The organism is Vibrio minamisatsumaniensis (genome assembly GCF_050337445.1).
Lineage (GTDB): Bacteria > Pseudomonadota > Gammaproteobacteria > Enterobacterales > Vibrionaceae > Vibrio > Vibrio artabrorum.
Genome location: NZ_JAKJSY010000015.1, coordinates 37,463 through 62,007 on the forward strand (window position 1 = coordinate 37,463; position 24,545 = coordinate 62,007).

The 24,545-nt window shown below is 45.7% G+C and carries 19 protein-coding genes; 7 read left to right on the plus strand and 12 right to left on the minus strand.

The genetic code is table 11. The annotated features are described in order from the left end of the window. Positions 1 to 53: 53 nt before the first annotated feature. Genes L4B77_RS04435 through pilM form a run of 4 tightly spaced genes read right to left on the minus strand, consistent with a single transcriptional unit; the run spans position 54 to position 2,771 of the window. Positions 54 to 572 carry a pilus assembly protein PilP gene (locus tag L4B77_RS04435; protein ID WP_261839738.1) on the minus strand — a complete coding sequence of 173 codons (519 nt, stop codon included), beginning with the start codon at positions 570 to 572 and terminating at the stop codon, positions 54 to 56. Further along, positions 559 to 1,170, minus strand: coding sequence for a type IV pilus inner membrane component PilO (locus L4B77_RS04440; protein ID WP_261838261.1), 612 nt, complete (start codon positions 1,168 to 1,170; stop codon positions 559 to 561). Before L4B77_RS04440 ends, L4B77_RS04435 begins: the two co-directional genes overlap by 14 nt. Then, complete coding sequence (locus tag L4B77_RS04445; protein WP_429748745.1) at positions 1,163 to 1,762, minus strand: PilN domain-containing protein; 600 nt, start codon at positions 1,760 to 1,762, stop codon at positions 1,163 to 1,165. The genes L4B77_RS04440 and L4B77_RS04445 overlap by 8 nt, the downstream gene beginning before the upstream one ends. Beyond that, the gene (pilM, locus tag L4B77_RS04450) at positions 1,746 to 2,771 is read right to left on the minus strand and encodes a type IV pilus assembly protein PilM (protein WP_429748747.1); all 1,026 of its coding nucleotides are present in this window, start codon (positions 2,769 to 2,771) and stop codon (positions 1,746 to 1,748) included. Before pilM ends, L4B77_RS04445 begins: the two co-directional genes overlap by 17 nt. 151 nt (positions 2,772 to 2,922) lie before the next feature. Between pilM and L4B77_RS04455 the strand changes: the two genes are divergently transcribed. Continuing rightward, a complete protein-coding gene (locus L4B77_RS04455; RefSeq protein WP_429748749.1) occupies positions 2,923 to 5,484 on the plus strand; it encodes a penicillin-binding protein 1A in 2,562 nt (853 codons plus the stop codon). Positions 5,485 to 5,607: 123 nt separating this feature from the next. On the opposite strand, the gene oxyR is transcribed toward L4B77_RS04455, so the two are convergent. Continuing rightward, entirely contained in the window at positions 5,608 to 6,501 is an 894-nt protein-coding gene (oxyR, locus tag L4B77_RS04460) for a DNA-binding transcriptional regulator OxyR (protein ID WP_261838265.1), read from the minus strand. A 202-nt stretch (positions 6,502 to 6,703) separates the two neighbouring features. Here oxyR and L4B77_RS04465 point away from each other — a divergent pair, with 202 nt between their 5' ends. After that, entirely contained in the window at positions 6,704 to 7,432 is a 729-nt protein-coding gene (locus tag L4B77_RS04465) for a glutathione peroxidase (RefSeq protein ID WP_261838266.1), read from the plus strand. Between the two features lie 259 nt (positions 7,433 to 7,691). After that, on the plus strand, positions 7,692 to 9,158 hold the full coding sequence (locus tag L4B77_RS04470) for a dihydrolipoyl dehydrogenase (protein WP_429748752.1): 1,467 nt from the start codon (positions 7,692 to 7,694) through the stop codon (positions 9,156 to 9,158). Positions 9,159 to 9,338: 180 nt separating this feature from the next. Here the strand turns inward: L4B77_RS04470 and L4B77_RS04475 are convergent, their stop codons facing one another. Further along, positions 9,339 to 9,686, minus strand: coding sequence for a RidA family protein (locus L4B77_RS04475; protein WP_004729674.1), 348 nt, complete (start codon positions 9,684 to 9,686; stop codon positions 9,339 to 9,341). A gap of 87 nt (positions 9,687 to 9,773) precedes the next feature. On the opposite strand from L4B77_RS04475, the gene L4B77_RS04480 reads away from it, so the two are divergent. Continuing rightward, complete coding sequence (locus L4B77_RS04480) at positions 9,774 to 10,022, plus strand: DUF3624 domain-containing protein (RefSeq protein WP_261838269.1); 249 nt, start codon at positions 9,774 to 9,776, stop codon at positions 10,020 to 10,022. A gap of 242 nt (positions 10,023 to 10,264) precedes the next feature. Here L4B77_RS04480 and argH read toward each other — a convergent pair whose 3' ends face one another. From argH to argC, 4 genes are all read right to left on the minus strand, one after another. Then, positions 10,265 to 12,139: an argininosuccinate lyase gene (gene argH / locus L4B77_RS04485; protein WP_429748755.1), complete on the minus strand. Its 1,875-nt coding sequence runs from the start codon at positions 12,137 to 12,139 to the stop codon at positions 10,265 to 10,267. A gap of 348 nt (positions 12,140 to 12,487) precedes the next feature. Beyond that, positions 12,488 to 13,699 carry an argininosuccinate synthase gene (locus tag L4B77_RS04490; protein ID WP_429748757.1) on the minus strand — a complete coding sequence of 404 codons (1,212 nt, stop codon included), beginning with the start codon at positions 13,697 to 13,699 and terminating at the stop codon, positions 12,488 to 12,490. A gap of 113 nt (positions 13,700 to 13,812) precedes the next feature. After that, positions 13,813 to 14,601 carry an acetylglutamate kinase gene (gene argB, locus L4B77_RS04495; protein ID WP_429748759.1) on the minus strand — a complete coding sequence of 263 codons (789 nt, stop codon included), beginning with the start codon at positions 14,599 to 14,601 and terminating at the stop codon, positions 13,813 to 13,815. 12 nt (positions 14,602 to 14,613) lie between these two features. Then, entirely contained in the window at positions 14,614 to 15,618 is a 1,005-nt protein-coding gene (argC, locus tag L4B77_RS04500) for an N-acetyl-gamma-glutamyl-phosphate reductase (RefSeq protein WP_261838273.1), read from the minus strand. 153 nt (positions 15,619 to 15,771) lie between these two features. Between argC and argE the strand changes: the two genes are divergently transcribed. The 3 genes from argE (at position 15,772) to L4B77_RS04515 (ending at position 20,683) form a co-directional block, all read left to right on the plus strand. Beyond that, complete coding sequence (gene argE, locus L4B77_RS04505; RefSeq protein ID WP_261838274.1) at positions 15,772 to 16,908, plus strand: acetylornithine deacetylase; 1,137 nt, start codon at positions 15,772 to 15,774, stop codon at positions 16,906 to 16,908. 249 nt (positions 16,909 to 17,157) lie between these two features. After that, positions 17,158 to 19,794, plus strand: coding sequence for a phosphoenolpyruvate carboxylase (gene ppc / locus L4B77_RS04510; RefSeq protein WP_429748762.1), 2,637 nt, complete (start codon positions 17,158 to 17,160; stop codon positions 19,792 to 19,794). 349 nt (positions 19,795 to 20,143) lie between these two features. After that, on the plus strand, positions 20,144 to 20,683 hold the full coding sequence (locus L4B77_RS04515) for a PadR family transcriptional regulator (protein ID WP_261838276.1): 540 nt from the start codon (positions 20,144 to 20,146) through the stop codon (positions 20,681 to 20,683). Between the two features lie 287 nt (positions 20,684 to 20,970). Here the strand turns inward: L4B77_RS04515 and metF are convergent, their stop codons facing one another. Together metF and L4B77_RS04525 are read right to left on the minus strand one after the other, a co-directional pair. Next, positions 20,971 to 21,870 carry a methylenetetrahydrofolate reductase gene (metF, locus tag L4B77_RS04520; RefSeq protein ID WP_261838277.1) on the minus strand — a complete coding sequence of 300 codons (900 nt, stop codon included), beginning with the start codon at positions 21,868 to 21,870 and terminating at the stop codon, positions 20,971 to 20,973. Between the two features lie 261 nt (positions 21,871 to 22,131). After that, on the minus strand, positions 22,132 to 24,543 hold the full coding sequence (locus tag L4B77_RS04525) for a bifunctional aspartate kinase/homoserine dehydrogenase II (protein ID WP_429748765.1): 2,412 nt from the start codon (positions 24,541 to 24,543) through the stop codon (positions 22,132 to 22,134). Between the last annotated feature and the right edge of the window lie 2 nt (positions 24,544 to 24,545).

Sequence of the window (24,545 nt, forward strand, 5' to 3'; positions counted from 1 at the left end):
CCTATTCCTTTAATCATAATTGCATCTCATATCCACATCATGTGACATTGGGGTTACTTCAGGGCAAGCCTAACATTGCGCTTATGCCAACAACCTAAGCCATCTGGAAGCGTTTCATTGATCTGAACGTATTGGCTTGTCACTTTGGTAACTCGACCATTGTTTAACCCAATAAACTGACCTTTCTTGACATTCACCACGTTGCCCCTCGGTGTTTGCACTAAACCAAACACACTGGAGCCATTGCCCATGACGCCTTTTAAGCGCAATTGACTCAGCGGGTACTTTTCTAACTTTCCATGGCGAGGGCGAGAGCGAGGTTGCCAACAGTTTGTCTTAACCAACGGTTGGTTTTGCACAATGGCTTCTTGAGGGAGCTCAAAGGGAGCGCGAGAGGCTCTTCGTTGATAAATAGCGGCGGAAAATTCGCTGGCAGGAACAAGCTGCCCAACCTCTTTTTTTGCCTTGGCTTCCACCTGTACCACAAAACTTTCTAACGAATCTTCACTCGCTTTACAGCCCGACAATATAAGCAGTAACAGCATAACGCAGAGTGATTTACTGGGCTTCATCATTCACCTCCGGCTTGAACTGGTAGGTATAAGCTCTAACCCTGAAATGCAGCGTGCTACTTTCTTGGCTGACTCGCTGCCAATTCACATCACTAAAGCTAATAATGCGCGGCAACTTTGCGATGGCCGCAGAGAAATCACCAATGTCATGGTAATCACCGGTCAACTCGATATTGAGCGGTAAACGATAGAGAAAAGCTTGGTTCTGCTTTTGTCCCCAATCAATCCGTGTAAACGTCAATTGGTTATCCAAGCCAAGCTCATTGACTGAGGCCAACATACTGGCCAGTTCCTTTTGAGCGGGGAGCTGCTCTAATAAGTAATCGTAGCGGCTGGTCAACTCACCCAGTTGGCTCTGTAGCTTAGGTAAGGCTGCAACCTTATTCGCTTTGATTCTCAAAGTGGCTTTAAGCGTCTGCTCTTGTTGTTTCATCTGCTGCAGTTCATCGTTCAATGGCAGAATATAAAGCCAAACCCCAACCCCTTGAATGAGCACTATCAATACGAAAATCACCACCAACTGGGGCACTAATGGCCATTCGGTGATCTCATCAACATCGAGATCCCTTAAGCTGACCTGATTTTGAAAGCTAACCATGATTAGCCCCCTTCTCTTCTAGGTTTGCGGCGGTATTTTCTAAAGACATGGGGCTAAATACAAAAGAGACCTTGAAGGTTTGGAACTCCTTGTTGAAACGTTTACGATTGTGAACAATAGAATGCATCTCAACCCCTTTCAGGGAATCGGAACGCTCTAAGTTATCTAACATAGTGGCAAGACGAGCGGTACTGTCACTGATCCCCGACATCTCAATCTCCTGACCATTCATTTTGATCTTGTCGACATAAACGCCTTCAGGGATCAGCTCTGGCATCAAGTTCATAAAATCGGTGGTTTTATTACGGCCGCGCTGTAAAGATTCCACCACATCGAGTCGAGTCAGAATGGTTTTATGTTCTTGCTCCGCGACTTTTAACAACTGAATTTGTCGTTCGAGATCCGCAATGTATTGATTGAGATAACTAAGGCGATGTTGCTGCTGTACTTGCTGGTGATGAAAATAGCGTCCCACCGCCCATTGCCCAACAAAAGCGATGATCGCCCCAAGAATCAGCAAATGAATAAAACGTCTTTTATGCTGAACACGAATCTCATCGCGCCAAGGTAATAGGTTAATTTGATGCAACATACCTTTCTCCTTGCCACTTAAGACCACTCAAAGCCATCCCTGCCGCAATACCAAACCGTTTCCAATCCAGCTCCGGCTGACGTTTCTTGATCACTTTATTCTCAAACAGAGATAAAAGATTCAACGACTCACAACTCAACTGAAAGTGACGCTCTAGCGCTTCAGTTACCATAGGAATACTGGCTCCTTCGCCCATGAGCCAAATGCCTGAGATAGGCTCAACGCCATTGACGGAAGAGTAGAGCTGCAACTGACGTTTGAGCTTTTCGATCAAATTGACCATAAACCGATGTGTATCCTCAACCGTCCCAAATGTCCCCTCGATCTCACTCGGGGTCTCTGAGCCGTAAAGATCTTGAGTACCAAAAGCAATGTCTTTATAAAACGGGACTGCGCCTTGTGGAATCATGCCTAACGAGGTTTGTTCAACCCCTAAGTCCACCAGCAACCAGTTCTTTTTCTCGGGATGCGTACGCGAAGCCAGCTGCCAGATATTAAGCAATCCATGTGCCTGTGTATCGACCACCACAGGCTTAAATCCTGCTTTGGTTAGAGCATCGGATCGGCTATCAACCACCTCTTTGCGAGTTGCGTAAACTTGGTAACTCGTTGTCGATCTTTGATTAAATCGTTTGTCTTCGAGCTTCACAAAATCTAAACTCAGATCCTCAATAGGAAAGGGAGACTGGTGAGCAAAGGTTTGATAGATCGAAAACTCCTTTTCTCGGTCGTCTAACTCACTCTCTATTTGCAGTACTTTGCTGATCACAGTGTTATCCGGTACAGAAATAGCGACATTGCGGCTACCAAAAGGCAACCCTTTCCTAAGTTCTTTGAGTTTCTTAACAGTTTTCTGATACTCCAGAGTATGGTTGGCTGTAAAAATGTCGTCTAAAATCGGCAGCTCTTTGTATCCCACTAAGGCATACAATTCCCCAACGGGTTTTAGAACCACGGCTTTGATGCTGTGTTGATTTATATCTATACCTGTAATTGATGATGAACCCATTTGACCTAGCTCCTGAAGTGCCAAGCATTTCGTTGATTATCTAGGGGTTGTGATTATTAATTAAATAAGCGTTAATAAACGAAAGCTAAGTTTTTAACCTAGAGTACAAGGGTTTGCTGCCTATCAGCCTCAACTAATCAGGGATTATCCGGTGAAGTTCATAAAGCGATTATTCATATTTACATTGGTTTGCATGATTCTTGGAGTCAGTACAATTTTCGGGGTTTATTATTACTTAAAACCAGAATTGCCTGATGTGGCCACTCTGCGCAATGTAGAACTCCAAACTCCAATGCAAATCTTCAGTCAAGACGGCAAATTGATCTCTCAATTTGGTGAAAAACGCCGTATCCCAGTCACTTATGACGAGATTCCACCTCACTTAGTTGAGGCTTTGATCGCCACCGAAGACAGCCGTTTTTATGAGCACCATGGTATCGATCCTATCGGCATCGCTCGTGCAGCATTTGTGGTGGCAATATCCGGCTCAGCGAAACAAGGGGCGAGTACCATTACTCAACAGCTTGCGCGTAACTTCTTCTTATCTAATGAGAAAAAGATCATGCGAAAAGTCAAAGAGATATTTATTGCCATCCACATTGAGCAGTTGCTAAGTAAAGAAGAGATCATGGAACTGTACGTGAACAAGATTTTCCTTGGTCACCGTTCTTATGGTTTTGGCGCAGCTGCGCGCGTTTATTTTGGCAAAGATCTTTCAGAGCTGACACTCAGTGAAATTGCGACACTAGGCGGCATGCCAAAAGCCCCTTCCACACTGAATCCGATTTACTCAATTGAACGTGCGACTCACCGCCGTAACGTCGTATTAGGTCGTATGTTGGAAGAGCAATACATTACTCAAGCAGAATACGATGAAGCTCGTAATGAAACACTTGTCTCGAAATACCACGATGCTGATATTGAACTCAGTGCTCCATATGTTGCAGAAGTAGCCCGCGCTTGGATGGTAGAACACTACGGTGAGGCCGCTTATACATCGGGCATGAAAGTCTACACGACCGTTAATTCAAAACTGCAAAAAGCAGCAAACCAAGCAGCGATTAAGAACCTACTTAGCTACGATGAACGTCATGGCTACCGCGGTGCAGAAAAAGTATTGTGGCAAACCGAGCAATCGACTTGGGATCATGAAAAAATTGTTAAACACCTTAAATCTCAACCCACCTACGGTGACTTAATCCCTGCCGTTGTGACAGCCGTTGATGCAAAAAGCGCACAAATTTGGGTTAAGAACCAAGGTGAAGGCACTATCGAATGGCAAGGCATGAACTGGGCGCGTAAATTCCTAACAGATGATCGCCAAGGTCCAGCGCCTTCTCAAGCGAAAGAGATTCTGGCTGTTGGTGAACAAATCTGGGTTCGCCATGAAGCCATTACCGGTGATGAGGTCTCTGAAGAGCCAACGGAAGCGTCAACCACGGCAGAATCAGAAACACCAGTTGTATGGCGACTCAGCCAAGTACCGAATGCAAACACCGCATTTGTTGCAATGAACCCGAACAACGGCGCAGTATTGTCGATGGTGGGTGGCTTTAACTTTGTTCACAACAAATTCAACCGTGCGACGCAATCTCTTCGCCAGGTCGGTTCTGGTATTAAACCGTTTATTTACTCAGCCGCGATCGATAAAGGCCTAACATTAGCATCATTGATCAACGATGCGCCAATTAACCAATGGGATAAGAGCCAAGGCACGGCGTGGCGACCAAAGAACTCACCACCAACCTACGCGGGCCCAACACGTTTACGCATTGGCTTAGCTCAATCTAAAAACGTAATGGCGGTTCGGGTGTTACGTGAAGTAGGCTTGGATGATACGCGCAACTACCTCACTCGCTTCGGCTTTGATATTGATCAATTACCTCGCTCTGAAACGATTGCTCTGGGTGCGGGTAGCTTAACACCGATGAAAGTAGCACAAGGTTATTCCGTATTCGCCAATGGCGGTTACTATGTAGAACCTTTCTACATCAGTCATGTTGAAACGCCATTTGGAGAAACGGAATACAAAGCAACACCGAAAGTCGTGTGCAAGAAAGATTGCAAACAAACCGTTACCACAGACTCAAAGGCGGATGAGTTTTCAGAGCAAGATGTGGATACTCAAGTGCAATACGCACCGCAAGTGATCTCGGAACAGAATGCTTTCCTTGTGCGTGAAATGATGCACAGCAATATCTGGGGCGGTGGTAATTGGAGAGCAGGGACAGGCTGGAACGGCACAGGATGGCGTGCTCAATCATTGAAGCGTCGTGACATTGGTGGCAAAACCGGTACCACCAACGACTCGAAAGACACTTGGTACAACGGCTATGGCCCTGGCATCGTTGCAACGGTATGGGTAGGTTTTGATAACCACAACCGAAACCTAGGTAAAACCAAAGCTAACTCGAACCTTGATAAGGACCAAGTGACAGGTACAGAAGCTGGTGCAAAAACAGCACAGCCCGCATGGATTGATTTTATGGCGACAGCACTTACGGGAGTGCCAACTAAACATCAAACACTTCCAGATAACATTATCCGAGTTCGTATCGATCGTGAAACTGGCTTGCTAACGAATAAGTTCGATAGCTCATCAATGTTCGAGTATTTCGAAAAAGGTACAGAACCAACCGAGTACGTCACTGAAAGTTTCTCTAATGATATCTATTCCACCTCATCTGGCGAAACGGTAGAAGAACTCTTCTAGTTAACGACGGTATGAGTGAACAAAAAGGGTTGATATGTATTCATATCAACCCTTTTTTCTAATAGTCAGCTTAACTATTAACTATTAACTATTAACTATTAACTATTAACGAAGGCTAGATAGCTAAACGACTTTCTCTAGTTGCATTCGGATAGTGTCAGCCAATTGCTCGAAACGCCCCTTCAATGGAGAACCAGGGCGGTACGCAACAACAATACGACGTGAAGGTGTTGGATTCACTGCGGGCACATAGCATACACCATCTTTCTGCTTTTCTTTTGGCACTGAGAGCTGAGGTAATAAGGTGATCCCGGCTCCTGCCGCAACCATGTTACGCAGTGTTTCTAAACTGGTCGCCTTAAAACGCTCATCATCTTTTGCTCCTGCGGCAAAACAGAAGCCCAAGGCTTGATCTCGTAAACAATGACCATCCCCTAACGCTAGTACCGTTTTACCATTGAGTTGTAACATATCAACACTGTCTTGTTGCGCCCATTCATGATCACACGGTACAGCAACACTTAACGGCTCGTCATACACATCAATTTCTTTGAACGCTGCGGTCTCATCGACAGCAGCCAGTACCAAACAGTCGAGCTTACCATCTTCTAACTGACTCACCAGTTGATGAGTCTGAGCTTCATGCAGGTAAAGTTCAAGATCTGGGAAGCTGTCTTTAAGGTGCGGAATAATCTTAGGCAAGATATAAGGACCAACCGTTGGAATGAAGCCAATATGCATTGGCCCTGTCATTGCTTCACCGTGACCACTCGCCATATCTTTAAATGTTTTTATTTCATTAAGAATACGTTTGGCTTGATCCACGAGTTGTAAACCCGAATCGGTAAAAATGACCTTCCTTGGGCTACGCTCGGTTAACTGAAGACCGATTTCATCTTCAAGTTTGCGTATCTGCCCACTCAAAGTAGGTTGACTAACGAAGCACGCCTCTGCCGCTTTTCTAAAGTGCTTATGCTCTGCGAGCGCCACCAAGTATTCAAAATCACGAATGTTCATGATCAACCTCTTATCTAAAGTCTTAATCGAAGCATTTTACAATAAAACGCTGTTGATAGAATTTGCCTATCAAAACCATAACATTAAACGATTAGAGCTATCAAAGAATTTATCTAATAATGGGCTCAACGAAACGAAAAAGAGCAAAGAAAAACGTTAAGCTCTGCTAGAACAAAATTTAAAAAAATTAAAGGAAAACATTATGTTTGCATCTAAAGAAGGTCAATCAATCCCTCAAGTAACATTCCCAACTCGCCAAGGTGATGCGTGGGTTAACGTAACGACTGAAGAGCTATTCAAAGACAAGACTGTTATCGTATTCAGCCTACCAGGTGCGTTTACGCCAACATGTTCTTCAAGCCATCTACCTCGTTACAACGAGCTATACTCTGTGTTCAAAGAGAACGGTGTTGATGACATTCTGTGTGTTTCAGTAAACGACACATTCGTAATGAACGCTTGGAAAGCCGACCAAGAAGCTGACAACATCACATTCATCCCAGACGGTAACGGTGATTTCACCGATGGCATGGGCATGCTCGTTGAGAAAAACGACATCGGCTTCGGCAAGCGTTCATGGCGCTACAGCATGCTGGTTAAAAACGGCGTGGTTGAGAAAATGTTCATCGAAGAAGACGTACCAGGTGACCCGTTCAACGTTTCTGATGCTGATACTATGCTGAACTACATTGCTCCTGAACACAAAGAGCAAGAGTCAATCACAGTATTCACCAAACCAGGCTGCCCTTTCTGCACGAAAGCAAAGCAGAACCTCATTGATAAAGGTCTGAACTACGAAGAAGTCGTACTCGGTAAAGACGCAACAACAGTGAGCCTGCGTGCCATCTCTGGTCGCACAACCGCTCCGCAAGTCTTCATCGGTGGTAAGCACATCGGTGGCAGCGAAGAACTGGAAGCTTTCCTAGGTTAATAACCTAAGTCCTGCAATCCGCTAACCCACCCTCTTGTGGGTTAGCTATTCCAAACGCTCTTATCTGAGTTTTGGAAAAAGAATATAGCGTGTGACTCGCCCGTCTTTAACTAACCTATAGTTAGCAATAAAAGCAGAGTCACAAGCTAAACCGAATAAAACAGAATCACAAAACTGCCCCACTATCCTGACTCTCAAAAAATCACCAGAGTTGGAGGGGGTCGTTCACACTAAATTTAGCCATTGCGAGAAAATTATTATGAAACAAGTCAATGTAGATGTCGCAGTTATCGGGGGCGGTACGGCAGGTCTAGGGGCTTACCGCGCTGCAAAAGCACACACTGACAGTGTCGTGATGATTGAAGGCGGCCCTTACGGTACAACCTGTGCTCGTGTTGGTTGCATGCCATCGAAACTGCTTATTGCAGCAGCGGAAAGCGTACACCAAATCGAGAAAGCACCGGCTTTTGGTGTTCACCCACAAGGTGATATCGTGATTAACGGCCGTGAAGTGATGGAGCGAGTGAAGTTTGAGCGTGATCGTTTTGTGGGTTTTGTTTTAGAAGGTGTTGATGAAATTCCAGAGCAAGACAAGATTTCTGGCTACGCAAAATTCTTAGACGACCAGACGCTACAGGTTGATGATCACACGGTTGTCACCGCTAAGCGTATTGTTATCGCCACCGGTTCTCGTCCTGCATACCCAGCCGTTTGGAATGAACTTGGCGACCGTCTAATCATTAACGACGACGTGTTCAACTGGGATGATTTACCAGAATCCGTTGCGGTATTTGGCCCGGGCGTTATTGGCCTTGAACTTGGTCAGTCACTGCACCGCTTAGGTGTCAAGACCAAACTGTTCGGTTTGGGTGGTCAAGTGGGCCCAGTAACCGACCCAGAGATCATGGCTTACGCAGATAAAGCCTTCAATGAAGAGTTCTATCTCGATGCCGACGTAAAAATCGAAAGCATGAAGCGCATTACCACTGAATCGGGTGAAGCTCGTGTCGAAATCCAGTTCATCAACAAACAAGGTGAATTAGAAACGAACATCGTTGAGTACGTGCTAGCAGCAACAGGTCGTCGCCCTAACACTGACAAGCTTGGCTTAGAGAATACCTCTCTTGAACTTGATGAGCGTGGTGTGCCAGTTGCAGACCATTACACGCTACAAACATCACGACCATCAATCTTCATTGCAGGTGATGCCAGCAACCAACTGCCTCTGCTACATGAAGCAGCAGACCAAGCACGCATTGCGGGTGACAACGCAGGTCGCTTCCCTGAGATTCGTGCCGGCCTACGCCGATCTAAAATCTCAGCGGTATTCTCTGACCCACAAATCGCGATGGTGGGCGAAACTTACAAAGAGATCACCACCCGTTTAGGTACATGTGGTTGTTTCGCAACGGGTGAAGTCTCTTTCGAGAACCAAGGTCGTTCACGAGTGATGCTGCGCAACAAAGGTATTCTGCACGTATACGGCGAGCAAGGTACCGGTCGCTTCCTTGGTGCTGAGATGATGGGACCCAACGCAGAACACTTGGCTCACTTGCTAGCATGGGCACATCAGAACAAAATGACGGTTTCTGAAATGCTAGACATGCCATTCTACCACCCAGTAATTGAAGAGGGTGTGCGCACTGCGCTGCGTGACCTCAATGCGAAACTGCACTTAGGTCCAGAGATGGTGAAACACTGTCTAGACTGTGGCCCGGGTTGTTAATCTCGCTTGATTGAGACAGAACAGATAGATTAGAGACTAAAAAGGAAAGCCATTGGCTTTCCTTTTTTGTTTTTTGGCTAAACGCGTCAGTAAGTCAAAATCAAACCCGTCATTCCAGAACCGAGGAGCGAGGTATCTGGAATCTCTTAAAACCGTTACCTATCGCTAAAAACGAGAGAATCACTTCTCAGCAGCAATCACAGAGATCTCAACCAGTAACGCTTCGCGAGCCATGTCGCCCGTCACACATGCGCGAGCTGGAGCGTGACCTTCTGGAACCCATGCATCCCAAACCGCATTCATTTCTTGGAAGTCTTTCATGTCTTTCAAATAAATCGTGGCTGACAGCATGTGCTCTTTATCACTGCCAGCTTGTTCCAGTAGGGCTTCCACTTTATCCAACATCGTTTGTGTTTGTTCTGTGATGTCTTTGGTTGCATCAGCACACACTTGGCCACACAGGTAGATAGTACCGTTGTGTTTAACAATACGGCTCATGCGTTGTTTGGTTTCTTGGCGCTCAATCATCAACTTTCTCTCTCAGTGTCACCCTGACCTAATATCTTGTGACGTGTTATTATTAAGGCAACAAGCATAACGCGAACCAAACCCAATATGACATGCCTTCAGTGCAATAAAAGTGAAAAAATCCGTAACAAACTCGGTCGTTGTCAGCGTTGCATGAATCAGCTGATGGTGTTGTCAATTTTGAGTTGGGGAGCATGGTGGCTATTTTTCAGAGAAGATCCAAAAACCATCAATGCCATCGCATTGATGATAGCTGCTAGCGCATTCAGTGGTTTGCTGTCATTGCATTGGATAATGAAGTTTTTCGTGTTGCCTTTCAGAAATAAAAAGCGTTAACGGATAGCCTTTATAACCCAATGCGAGCGATTCAATAGTCCGATAATTCAGCATAATTATCGAGCTATCATCACTTTCCAAACCGCAAATAGAAAAAAGCCCCAGAACCAATCGATTCTGGGGCTTTCTTAGAAAATTCTAAGAAAAAGCAGTGGTACTTTAATAGACCGGGCTTTTCTTCGTTGGTTCCCAAAAAAGAGCAGATTTTTGATCTTTTTTGGGAAGACTATAAAATCAACCTCTTATGCGACATTCACCTTAGCGATAATCTGCTCGACCAAGTTCACTTCCAACGCCACTTCATCACATGCATGTTGACGAGGACACTGGTCGCAGTCTTTCAGCACTTTCTCTGGCAGTAGAGATTTTGACGTTGGTAAGAAGTCATGCTTCATAAAGAATTCAGGCGTACGAGTCAGTACAAACACCTTCTTGATCGCCATTTGTCGCGCTTTCTCAACCAAGTGCTGCACAATCGCGGTACCCTGACCTTGGCCTTGCCAACCTGCCTCAACACCGAGCGAGCGAATCTCCGCTAAACCAGAGTCATACACATAAAGTGATGCACAACCAGTCACCTCTCCATGATGCTCTGCGACCGCAAACGAGCCAATATCACGCACCAGTTCATTACGAGAGCGAGGTAGGTTTTCCCCCATGTTCGCCCAGTAAGCGACCATACCTTCCAATGCTTCAATATCCGTTAGACGAGCAGGACGAACCTTAACTATGGAGGTGTCACGCTGTGATAAACGCTTCTCCGCTTGGTCAACCGCGTAAGCCACTTGTTGTGGTGATACACCGCCTAGCGCGCTACGTTTTTCAAGACACGATTCAATGGTTAGGATGTCATACACATCCTCTTCGATCACCTCAGAGAACTCTTTCATCTCTGCGATGGTTAACTCTTCTAATGCGCAGCCTTTGGCAATCGCCGCGACGACCGTGACACCGACAATATGGTGAGCTTCACGGAAGGGAATGCCTTTTGCGACTAAGTAATCCGCCAACTCTGTCGAGTTTGCATAACCTTGTTTCGCCGCTTCAAGTGTACGTTCGCCGTTCACTTTAATGCCATCGAAACACAGCGCTGCCATTTCCATACAATCATTCCAAGTGTCTAAAGCGTCGAACAGACCCTCTTTATCTTCTTGCATATCCTTATTGTACGCCAAAGGCAGAGCTTTCACTGTCATCATCATTGCCGCTAATGAACCGTATACACGGCCAGTTTTGCCACGAATCAGCTCTAACGCATCAGGGTTTTTCTTTTGTGGCATCAGAGAAGAACCTGACGTTACGGTATCGGCTAACTCGATGAAGTTTGATTCACCTGAGTTGTAGAAAATCATATCTTCGGCAAGACGAGAAAGGTGAAGCATAGAGATAGAAGCAATCGACATCAGCTCCATCACATGGTCACGGTCAGAGACAGAATCTAGCGAGTTGCGCGTGGCACGATGGAAACCTAAGTTGTGAGCTAACTGTTCACGGTCCATCGGGTAGGCTGTTCCAGCAAGGGCACCAGAACCCAGCGGACATGTATCTAGACGCTTAATCGCATCACTTAAACGTGAATAATCACGCTCGAGCATTTCAACGTACGCCAAGCACCAGTGAGCAAAAGTGACCGGCTGAGCACGTTGTAAGTGAGTGTAACCAGGCAGCACGGTTTCTTGGTGCTGAGAAGCCACATTGACCATTTGGCTTTGTAGGCGATCCAATGCGAGCAATAGTTGGTTACCTTGTTGACGACACCACAGTTTAAGATCGGTCGCCACTTGGTCATTACGAGAGCGCCCCGTGTGAAGCTTTTTACCCAAATCACCAACTTTACCGATAAGTTGTTGCTCAACCCAGCTGTGAATATCCTCTGCATCAGAACGTAGAATCTGTTCCGGATCTTCCATCACTTCGAGCTTAAGCTCGTTCAGTGCTAACTCTAATCTCTGCTGTTCTTCTTCGGTTAAAACCTTGACCGACTGTAGAGCTTTTGACCAGGCAATAGAGCCCACAATGTCTTGCTCAGCCAATCGGTAATCAAAACGAAGAGAATCGTTAAAATCTTTGAACCGGGTGTCTGCTGCTTGGGTAAATCTACCGCCCCATAATGCCATTGTGTCTCTCCTAATTGCACAGTGCTCACTGTTTTTGCAAATAATAAGTCTGACTAATATTCAGTCTTTTTCTGATGGTTTAAACTTACGGCAATTCAAAATAAAAATAAAGTATTAATTCATTATTTCTACATATTTATTCACAACAGTCTACCTACTAACGGATCATGCCGTAACGCGAAAATTATAGAGCTTCAATACTCAAAACCGAAACGGATTTATTGGGCCAATCGATAAAAAATAAAAAAGCCCAATCACTAACCAGTAGTGAATGGGCTTTGATCATAATGTCTTGTTTGCTGTCCTAGAATGTTGCGCTAAAAGCTCGCTTCGTAAACCATTTTAGAATTATTTTTGGTTATTCAGAGCGCGAATACGGCTTGATAACGAGTAAAGACGAATGAAACCTTCAGCGTGGCTTTGGTCGTAAACTTCATCTTCACCAAAGGTTGCAAACTCTTCTGAATACAAGCTGTTGTCAGAACGCTTTTGAGTCACCGTTGCTTGCCCTTTATAGAGCTTGATAACCACTTCACCATTCACGTCTTGTGCTAACTCTTCTGTCGCGGCAAGAATAGACTTACATAGTGGAGTGAACCAACGACCATCGTATACCAGGTGAGAAGCCTTAACACCCAACTCTTCACGGAATTCAAAAGCCGTTTTATCAAGAACCAGTTGTTCTACTGCACGCAGTGCTTCCATCATGATAGTGCCACCCGGAGTTTCGTAACAACCACGAGATTTCATACCCACAAGACGGTTTTCTACGATATCGATACGACCAACACCGTGCTTAGCACCTTTCTCATTGAGGTAAACCAGTGTGTTGTATGGCGTCATTGTTTCGCCATCAACCGCAACCACTTCGCCTTTTTCAACTTTCAATGTCACTGTTTCGGATTCGTTTGGCGCTTGCTCTGGGTCTACAGTCCAAGCCCAGCAATCTTCGTTAGGTGCGTTCCATGTATTTTCTAAAACACCACCTTCTGTAGAGATATGCCATGCGTTGGCATCACGCGAATAAATCTTGGTAAGAGAAGCCGTACAAGGAATGTTGCGCTCTGCAAGGTAGTCTAGACACTCTTCACGGCTCACAAGATCCCACTCACGCCATGGTGCAATGACGTGGAGGTCGGGGGCAAGCGCTGCGAATGCACCTTCAAAACGAACTTGGTCATTACCTTTACCTGTACAGCCGTGACACAGTGCGTCTGCACCGACTTTACGCGCCACTTCCACCTGTGCTTTCGCAATGATTGGACGAGCCATCGATGTACCCAGTAGGTATTTACCTTCATAGCAAGCGCCCGTTTTTAGCGTTGGGTAGATGTATTCAGCCACCATCTCTTCTTTAAGGTCTGCGATGTAACACTCAGAAGCACCCGACGCTTTTGCTTTCTCTTCGATACCAACTAGCTCTTCATCACCTTGACCTACATCCGCGACAAACGCGATAACTTCACAGTCATAGTTCTCTTTCAACCATGGAATGATGACTGATGTGTCTAGACCGCCAGAGTAGGCTACTACAACTTTCTTTACGTTAACTTTGCTCATTTTCTTTCTCCTAGTTTCCATACTGCACATGGCGGTCAGCGTTGGAAATGACTTCATAATTATATGTTTATTTAATTCGTCTAAATTCTTTAAGTAGTGACTCGTTGTGAGGCCTACTGAGGTAAAAACTGCGTCCCTATGCTTTTACCTGAAAACAGTTGTGTGAGTTTTTCTGGATATCGCCAAGTAGCAACTTCGATTGGTCGTCCGAGGTCGTTAGCGGCTTCTAGTGCGGCTTGAACCTTAACGATCATGCCGTCGGTAATCACTTTACCTGTAATAAGGTCATCCGCTTGTTGTTGATTAAGGCTCGGAATCAGGTGGCCTTTACCATCCAACACACCACTGACATCAGAAAGCAGCACTAATTCAGCATCAAGCGTGCCTGCAACCGCAACCGCAGCTTGATCGGCATTGACGTTCATCAGTTGGCCTTGTGACGTTAAACCAATCGAACTAATGATGGGCAGTGCGCCCGCATTGAGAATGGCTTGCAGAACCGTTGAGTCACCCGGCTCTGCCTTACCTACCGCACCCAGTTCAGAGTTCAGCTCACTCACTCTGCACAAACCACCATCGGCTAGGCTCAAACCAACGGCGTTGATACCGTCTTTAATGGCCTGACCTTGAAGCAGTTTGTTGGCCGTGCCCGCGAGCGCACCGGCGATCACTGGGATCTGGTCATAAGGGGTAACACGAAGCCCTTCTTTCTTAACGGTTTCGAGGTTCAACTTATTCATCAGGTCATCAACAAGGTAACCACCGCCGTGAACAATCACGATTGGTCGCTGTGCCTGTTGTCGATAAGCAGAGATGGCACCAAATAACTTGCTCAATGTTTCACCACAAGATAGCGCAGCGCCACCTAACTTTATGATTAATGGTTGATTATTAAGGGTCATATCTAGATTTCCTTACACTAATGCCGTTAATGGTGCAAAACCATACCGTAAATTCAAACACTGCATCGCTTGGCTAGATGCACCCTTTAATAAGTTATCAATCGCTGAAACAACGATGATGTGTTGACCTTGTACCTTCCAACCTAAGTCACAAAAAGGCGTCTGTTCTACATCTTGAATTCTTGGCAATGTCTCTTCGAGTAATCTCACCGCAGGTTTAGCTTGGTAAGCTTGCTCAAAGGCCTCTTGTATCTGTTGTTCTGTCACGCCTTCAGCCAGTTTCATGGTGATGGTTGCTAAGATACCGCGCTTAAAGTTGCCGAGGTGCGGAGTGAAAATCACATCACATCCTAAATGTGCAGCGATTTCAGGTTGATGACGGTGATTGAATACGCCATAAGCTTGCAGACTCACTTCGCAGAAGCTATTCACCATAGTCGCCTTGCGACCCGCTCCAGTCACGCCGCTGGTTGCGTTAATCACAGGCCACTGGTTCTCATCCAGTAACTTGGCTTCAACCAAAGGCTTAATCGCCAGTTGTGATGCGGTTGGGTAACAACCCGCCACGGCAACAAGTTGAGCCGCTTTGATTTCTTGTTCGTTCCACTCAGCTAAACCGTAAGCCGCTTTATCTAGCCATTGTTCGTGTTGATGTTCAAACCCGTAGAACTTTTGGTAAAAGTTCTCGCCTTTAACTCTGAATGCACCCGATAGGTCAAACACTTGGCAATGGTTCTCTAGAAAGATTGGCGCTAAGTCATGACTGACCTCATGTGCCGTTGCGAGAAAAATCACGTCAGACTGCTTAGCCACTTCTTCTGGATTCGTTAATGGCTGTACTGACATATCAATCAAACCCGCCAACTTACCGTGCAGTGCCGCAATAGGTTTACCTGCGTCGACACTATTGGCTGAGACATATAAACCTGATAGCGTGAGCTCAGGGTGTCTGTTTATCATTAGAGCCAGTTCTGCTCCTGTGTAGCCGCTTGCGCCAATGATCGTGGTTTTCAACATCTCAACACATCCATTTTTGAGGTAAGTTACATTTCAAATTTGACTATTAATACTTAATTTTAGGCTTTATCTGATTTCTTATGCATAAAATATGATTTAATATGTGTTTTACCGACTTATAGTTTTCCTGTCAATAGTAGAAGTGAAGTAATTATGCAATTACCCAGTTTTCTTGAGGTCTATAAAGGCCTAATATCCACCGACTCTATCAGTTCCACCGACCCAAGCTGGGATCATGGCAATGAGAAAGTGATCGAAAAAATGGCTCAGTGGTTTACCGACTTGGGCTTTAGCGTAGAGGTCGTGGAAGTCGAACCCGGCAAGCATAATATGATCGCGAAGATGGGAACCGGTGAAGGGGGGTTATTGCTTGCTGGACACAGCGATACCGTGCCATTCGATGAAGGACGTTGGAACTTCGATCCTCACGCACTGACAGAGCACAACAACCGCTTCTACGGATTAGGCACCGCCGACATGAAGGGCTTTTTCGCTTTTATCTATGAAGCCGCGAAACAAATCGATTGGCGCAACCAAACTAAGCCGCTTTATGTGCTCGCGACCTGTGACGAAGAAACCACTATGTTGGGGGCTCGTCACTTCACTGAAAATGCACCGTTTAAACCGGACTACTGCATTATTGGTGAGCCAACCAGCCTTGTACCGGTTCGAGGACACAAAGGCCACGTAGCGAATGCTGTGCGAGTCACGGGTAAATCCGGTCACTCTTCTGATCCCGCATTGGGTGTCAACGCCATCGAGATTATGCATGAAGTGTTGTTTGCTTTAATGCAACTGCGTGACAAGTTAGTCAAAGAGTACCATCACCCGGGTTTCGCGATTCCAAGTCCGACTTTGAACCTTGGCCATATTCACGGTGGCGACAGCGCTAACCGAATTTGTGGCTGTTGTGAACTGCATTATGACGTTCGTCCTCTACCGGGAATTAGCCTCGATGGTTTGGATAATATGCTGCGTAACGCACTTAAAGAAGTAGAAGCAAAATGGCCAGGCAGAATTGAAATAACTCCCCTGCATGAGCCGATCCCTGGCTATGAGTGCCAACACGATCATCCATTTATCGGCGGAATGGAATCGGTGAGTGGGATTGAATCGCAAACGGTAAACTACTGTACTGAGGCTCCTTTCCTTCAAGAGTTGTGTCCAACCTTAGTGTTAGGCCCGGGGTCAATAGACCAAGCTCACCAACCGGATGAATTCTTAAGCTTTGATTTTATTGACCCAACAATTGATGTTCTGAGAAAGTCGATCCGTCAATATTGTTTCTAGCGATTATGCTAAATCCGAACATTCTAATGAAAGCCCACATAAAAAGTGGGCTTTATTCTGTTATCCCTGACATAGCCTGATCTTGTAATTAAATTTCACTTTATTCCAAGGCATTGAAACGTTTACTTATCCTGTATTTTGAAAACAGATAATTGCAAATTTAGAATGCTTTATTTGACTAGATACGACACTTTTCGCTAGATTGTGTACTGACAAGGAACAATGGATGTAATTTTTTTACGAGGCAGGATGACAATGAACGAGAAATACGCCGCTCTTAAGAGTAACGTAAGCATGCTGGGACGCTTGCTAGGTAACACAATTCAAGATGCACATGGTGATGTCATTTTAGAGAAAGTGGAAACTATCCGTAAACTTTCCAAATCCGCCCGCGCAGGCAACAAGGCTGACCGAGACAGCCTAGTTGAAGAAATCAAAAACCTGCCGAACGAACAACTCACACCAGTGGCTCGTGCATTTAACCAATTTCTCAACCTCACCAACATGGCAGAGCAGTACCACACCATCTCTCGCCACTGTGAAGAACATGTTTGCGAACCTGATGTGTTGCAATCACTCTTTTCTAAATTAAACCAGAACAACATTAGCCAGCTAGATGCAGCACAAGCTGTTCGCGATCTGAATATAGAGCTTGTGTTAACCGCGCACCCAACAGAAATCACTCGTCGCACCATGATAAACAAACTGGTCAAGATCAACGAGTGTTTATCTAAATTAGAACTCAGCGACCTATCACAAAAAGAACGCGTGAAAACCGAACGTCGTCTAGAGCAGCTTATCGCTCAAGGTTGGCACTCAGATGTGATTCGTCAGCAACGCCCGACCCCGCTGGATGAAGCTAAATGGGGCTTTGCGGTTGTTGAAAACTCACTTTGGGAAGCGGTGCCAGATTTCCTACGTGAAATGGACGGTCGACTTAAGGGCTACCTTGGTGAAGGCCTGCCAATTGATGCACGCCCAGTACACTTCTCATCTTGGATGGGCGGCGACCGCGACGGTAATCCATTCGTCACGCACACCATCACCAAAGAAGTACTGCGCCTATCTCGCTGGAAAGCCGCTGATCTTTACCTAGGTGACGTAAACGAGCTGATTACCGAACTGTCGATGACTAAGTGTAATGATGCCGTTCGTGAGCTAGCGGGTGATGAGCACGAAGCATATCGCGCAATACTGAAGAGTTTACGCACTTTACTTCGCAACACACTCGAAGTATTAGATGCTGAAATTCAACACGTCGACGTGCCAAAGAAAGAAACACTACAAAACATCGACCAATTGTGGACACCACTTTACGCGTGTTACCAATCACTGCACGAATGTGGCATGGGCGTCATTGCAGACGGTTCTCTGCTTGATACCCTACGACGCCTAAAAGCATTTGGTGTGCATTTGGTTCGTCTCGACATTCGTCAAGAAAGTACACGTCACTCCGATGTTCTGTCGGAACTGACTCGCTACTTAGGTATTGGCGATTACGACCATTGGAGCGAGCAAGACAAAATTGCATTTTTAACCAATGAATTAAGTTCAAAACGTCCACTATTGCCTCGTGACTGGGAGCCTTCTGAACAGGTCAAAGAAGTTTTAGACACCTGTAAAGTGATTGCAGCTCAACCACGCGAAGCCTTTGGTGCTTACGTCATTTCCATGGCTCGAACCGCATCGGATGTACTGGCAGTGCATTTACTCCTGCAAGAGTGTGGTTGTCCGTACCGCATGGATGTATGCCCACTGTTCGAAACCTTAGACGACTTGAACAACTCAGAAGCCGTCATGAAACAGCTCATGAGCATCGACTTATACCGTGGCTTTATCCAAAATCACCAAATGGTCATGATCGGTTATTCAGACTCCGCAAAAGATGCTGGCGTGATGTCTGCTGGTTGGGCTCAGTATGACGCAATGGACAAGCTGGTTAAGGCTTGTGAAGAAGAAGGAATTGACCTGACCTTATTCCACGGTCGTGGTGGTACGGTCGGTCGTGGTGGCGCTCCCGCGCATGCAGCACTTCTTTCACAGCCACCTAAGAGCTTGAAAGGCGGTCTACGTGTAACTGAGCAAGGCGAAATGATCCGCTTTAAGCTTGGTTTACCAGATGTTGCTGTAAACAGCTTTAACCTGTACGCCAGTGCGATTCTAGAAGCGAACCTTCTGCCGCCACCAGAGCCTAAACAAGAGTGGCGCGACCTAATGGTAGTGCTGTCTGAAGTATCTTGTGAGGCGTATCGTAATGTCGTTCGTGGTGAAGAGAAGTTCGTCCCTTACTTCCGTCAAGCAACGCCAGAGCTAGAGCTAGGTAAATTGCCTTTGGGTTCTCGCCCTGCGAAACGTAACCCGAATGGTGGCGTAGAAAGCTTACGTGCGATTCCATGGATCTTCTCTTGGAGCCAAAATCGCTTAGTACTCCCAGCTTGGTTAGGTGCAGGTGAAGCCATTCAATATTCGGTAGACCAAGGCCACCAAGCCCTACTGGAAGAGATGTGTCGCGAATGGCCATTCTTCTCAACTCGCCTGGGTATGCTAGAAATGGTGTACACCAAGTGCAACATGGAAATTGCTAAGTACTACGACCAACGTTTGGTTGATAAAGAGTTATTGCCGCTAGGTGAGTTACTGCGTGAACAGCTGCAAAAAGACATCAAAACGGTACTGAATGTAGAAAACAATGAGAACCTGATGCAAAGCGACCCTTGGGGGCTTGAGTCAATTCGTCTGCGTAACATCTACGTTGAGCCACTAAATATGCTTCAAGCTGAACTGCTTTACCGAACTCGTAAGAGTGAAACACCACCAGCAGAGCTTGAAGAGGCGCTAATGGTGACGATAGCAGGCATTGCAGCAGGCATGCGAAACACAGGTTAACCAGTAATCACCACCACAAAAAAGACAAAAGGTCGCACTTGGCGACCTTTTTGTTTGGCAAAAAAGCCAGTAAAGAATATTTTATTATTTTTTTGGGTTATTTTGTCCATGTATTCTACTTTATGCTTATTATTTAGATATACTACCGCTCCACTGCAGAAGCACACCATAAAAATAATCTGCAGCATCTTGACCAACAACTTGGTCAACCTAGGTGATAAACGGCTTTATAAGGTGACATAACCAACAATGATGTTGGTAGCACTTAAACATAATCAATATAACGTGCCATTAGAAGCACACTTGTTGTTTAAGTATTTGTTCACTGTTTACCATTTGGATTTCAGACATGTCATTACCACACGTAATTCTAACCGTTTTAAGTACACGCGATGCTACTGGTTACGATATCACAAAAGAATTCTCAGCAAGCATTGGTTACTTCTGGAAAGCGAGTCATCAACAAGTTTATCGCGAACTCAATAAAATGGCTCAGAACCATCAAGTCACTTGCGTGCTTGAGCCTCAAGAAGGCAAACCTGATCGTAAAGTTTACTCTATCACTGACGCTGGTCGTGGCGCTTTAGGTGAATGGTTTGAGCAACCAACCGCACACCCAACAGTGCGCGATGAGTTTTCAGCAAAACTAATGGCTTGCGCAGTACAACCTTCTGGCGCGTACCGTATACAACTTGCTGAACTAGTAGAAGAATCTCGTAAATTGGTTTCTCACTACAAAGAAATTGAAGCGGCTTACTACGCAACACCATCAACGCTAGACAAGCAAGCACGCCTTGAGCGTCTGACTCTTCGTCGTAACCTACTCATCCGTGAAGCATGGATTATATGGGCTGAAGAAGCATTGTTAGAACTGGGCGCTATTGCTTAAGCAAGCTAGCAGCTAGAAAAATAAAAGGCTTGGACTGTTAAAGTCCAAGCCTTTTTTGTCTCTGTAGAATGTGTGATCCTATCGCCGATGGCGTTTTGCCAACCGTTTTAATAGCAACCACAGTAAGTAAGTGTTCAGAAATAGCGCAAGAAAAAAGCTGGAGAACAAGGCTGCTCTTTTCGACAAGCAGCTTCGATCAGTCGTTATTCTACAATCAAAAATTCTAACGAAGTTATCAAGGTTTTTAACAAGCTAGGATGACCCGTTATTTACTCCGATGGGTATAACTACAGCGTCGCAACTTGTGGGCGAACACCTAACGTATGACAAAGCGCATACGTCATTTCAGCTCGGTTTAACGTGTAGAAGTGGAAATCTTTTACGCCTTCACGGCTCAATGTACGAACCATATCAATCGCTTGGCTCGCACCAACTAACTGACGAGTGGTTGGATCATCATCCAAGCCTTCAAACTGCTTCGCCATCCAACCTGGAACTTTTACGTTATTCATGGCGGCAAAACGGGACGCCTGCTTAAAATTCGATACGGGTAGGATCCCCGGTATAATCTCAACCTCAATACCAGCAGCAACACAACGATCACGAAAGCGTAGGTAGCTTTCTACATCGAAAAAAAACTGCGTAATGGCACGGTTAGCACCGGCATCCACTTTACGTTTTAGGTTAATAAGATCAGATTGAGCACTTTTGGCTTCAGGGTGAACCTCTGGGAATGCTGCCACTGAGATATCAAAGTCGTGACGAGATTTAAGCAATTCAACAAGATCAGAGGCGTACATATCGGGAGCACCACCGCCAGGTGGAATATCACCACGCAACGCCACAATACTTTCAATGCCATTTGCCCAATAATCATCGGCTATTTGAATCAACTCTTCACGATTTGCATCAATACACGTTAAGTGTGGCGCTGCAACTAGACCCGTTTGGCTCTTGATCTCTTTAATAATTGAGTGGGTACGATCACGTTCACCCGAGTTTGCACCATAAGTGACTGATACAAACTTAGGTTGAAGAGTCTTTAAACGATGAACGGAATTCCACAAAGTCTCTTCCATCTTTTCACTGCTTGGTGGAAAAAACTCAAATGACACATTGATGTTGTCAGAAAGTTCAGCGATATTCTGATTCAAAGCGTCGATATGACTGGCGTGTGTGTATCCCATCTTACTCTCCCTGTGGCAAAAGCAACCACTAATCTCAAATTCCCAAACGACGTATAGACGTCTATATGTCCATAGGATGTATTGAATACGATTTAATGTCAACAGATCGATTATGAATTTTTCTCAAGAAGATCGTGAGTAAAACTTAAGATACTAAGTGGGGACACCAAGCAAAAAAAAGCTGAAAACACATTGTGCTTTCAGCCTAATCGATACTAGTGAATAGTCGGTTGTTTACGCCATAAATAAGCTGATTACTTATTAAAACAAGCTCGACATTCTGTTTAAGTCAGATTGAATGGCGCCTGCGGTGACTTCACGTCCAGCTCCGGGACCTCGAATAACCAATGGATTGTCTTTATACCATTTGCTCTCAATAGCAAAAATATTGTCACAAGGCAGTAAATTCGCCAATGCGTGATCTTTTGACAACGCCTCGACCCCTACGGTGGCTTTACCACTCTTTTCTAAACGCGCGACATAACGTAGCACTTTTTGTTGAGCGTGCGCTTTTTCCAAGCGTTCAGCCAGTTCTTCGCTTAGCACTGAAGCTTTATCAAAAAACTCATCGACCGACAGGTCTTTCAACTCTTCAGGAACCAATGATTCTACTTTTACATTCTCAGGTTCAATCTCTAAACCCGACTCACGCGCCAAAATCACCAATTTACGCATCACGTCAGAGCCATCTAGGTCAGCACGAGGATCTGGCTCTGTCAGCCCTTGCTGCCATGCCAAATCAACCAATTCGCTAAACGGCACTGAGCCATCAAACTGTTGGAACAACCAAGATAGAGTCCCCGAGAAGATACCAGACAGTGCCAGGATGTCATCGCCACTTTCACGTAAATCACGTACGGTATGGTTAATCGGTAAGCCGGCTCCTACCGTTGCATTGTACAACCAGTGACGGCTGATCTTAGCAAAGGCACTTTTCACTTGGTGGTAATACTCGCTGGATGCCGAGCCTGCCACCTTGTTGGCTGAAATAAGGTGGAAGCCGTGTTGGGCAATTTGCAGGTATTTTGCTGCAAGCGCTGGACTCGCAGTGACATCAAGTACCACCACTTCATCATAGCCCTGAAGAGAACCCAAACGGTCAAGCCAATCGTCACCATTATTGGCAATGGCTTCATCATCAAAACGTTGACTGACGGAATTCGCATCAATACCTTGCTCATCAAACCAATACGTTTGGCTATCAACCACCGCAACCAAGTTAAAATTCATTCCATGGCGCTTTTCAAGTTCAGCCTTTTGCTCAGCGAACAGACTTAACCAACTTGATCCAATGTTACCCTTGCCACACAAAGCTATCGCAATACGCTTTTGCGCTTGAAATAGTTGAGAGTGTATACCTTTCACTAAACCCGATGTTTCACTTTTACGAAGCACAGCCACCAAGCTCAAGCCTGAATGAGCTTCCGAGATAAACTCAACCGGAGAACCCTTAAGCTGTTGGTAGAAACCGTAACAATGATTTGGATTTTTAGTGACTCCCGCCCCCACAGCAGCAATTAAAGAGAAACCTTCTTTAAGCTTAATTTCGGCTTCAATAGCATGATCTTGTAGGTACTCTAATGCACTGCCTGCTATCTCTTCGGTGTAGGCTAAGCGCAAGCAGTTTTGATCAGGTTCAAGCTCATAAGCTAGAGGCTCTAATTGAGCACGCTGAAGTCCTTCAAGAACTTCATTTTCTAGACGACCGAAATCATGTCCATGGCCGAAAGTTAGCTGAACAATGAAGACTTCATCCAAAGAGGTTATGATTTTTGCACCACGACCTGATGCCAGTACTCGCTCTATCTGCGTAGAGCCAGCTTCTGGCTGATAGCTGCAACGTAAGCTGAGATCCATAGCACTTTGAGCCACAGGTTGAAGCGTTCGACTATGCAGCACTGGAGCCGCTAAGCGAGCTAATTCACTCGCTTCATCAAGGCGAAGCAGAGGCAATAAACACGCATCAGACACTAAACGAGGATCGGCGCTGTACACGCCAGCCACATCGCTCCAAATGGTCACGCGCTCCACCTCAGCTAAAGCACCAATCACCGTCGCTGAGTAATCCGACCCATTACGACCAAGTAATACCGTTTCACTCTCACTGTTCTGAGCCATAAAGCCAGTAATCACCACACGGCAATGTGCATGCTGTGCCAGGACTTCTTTAATCAGAGGGTAAGAACGGGCACGGTCGACTTCCGGTTGAGCCCCCACGTCAGCACGTAAAAAAGCACGCGCATCTTGAGCAACCGCTTGTAAGTCATGCTGGCACAACAAAGCCGCGAGTAGACGTGAAGACCAAACCTCACCGTGTCCAAGCACCTGGGCTTTTTGCGCTTCGCTCAAAGGGGCGGTTAGCTCACCCAAAGCGGTAAATTCCTGTTGAATGGTTGCCGTGAGCTGAATGGCAGCCTCACCTTCAAGCAGTGCTTCAATCAGTCCAAGCTGGAACTGACGAAGTGTTTGCAGACATTCATGTGCGATACGACCATCTTTATCAAGCGCTTCAACAAATTCAATCAAACGGTTGGTTGTTTTACCTGCGGCTGATACAACAACTAAGTCCGTTGCGGATGAGTAGTCTCTGAGAATATTGACCACACGTTGGTAACATTCAGGATTGGCTAAACTGCTACCACCAAATTTATGTAGCTGGCGAAAGTTTGTCATTA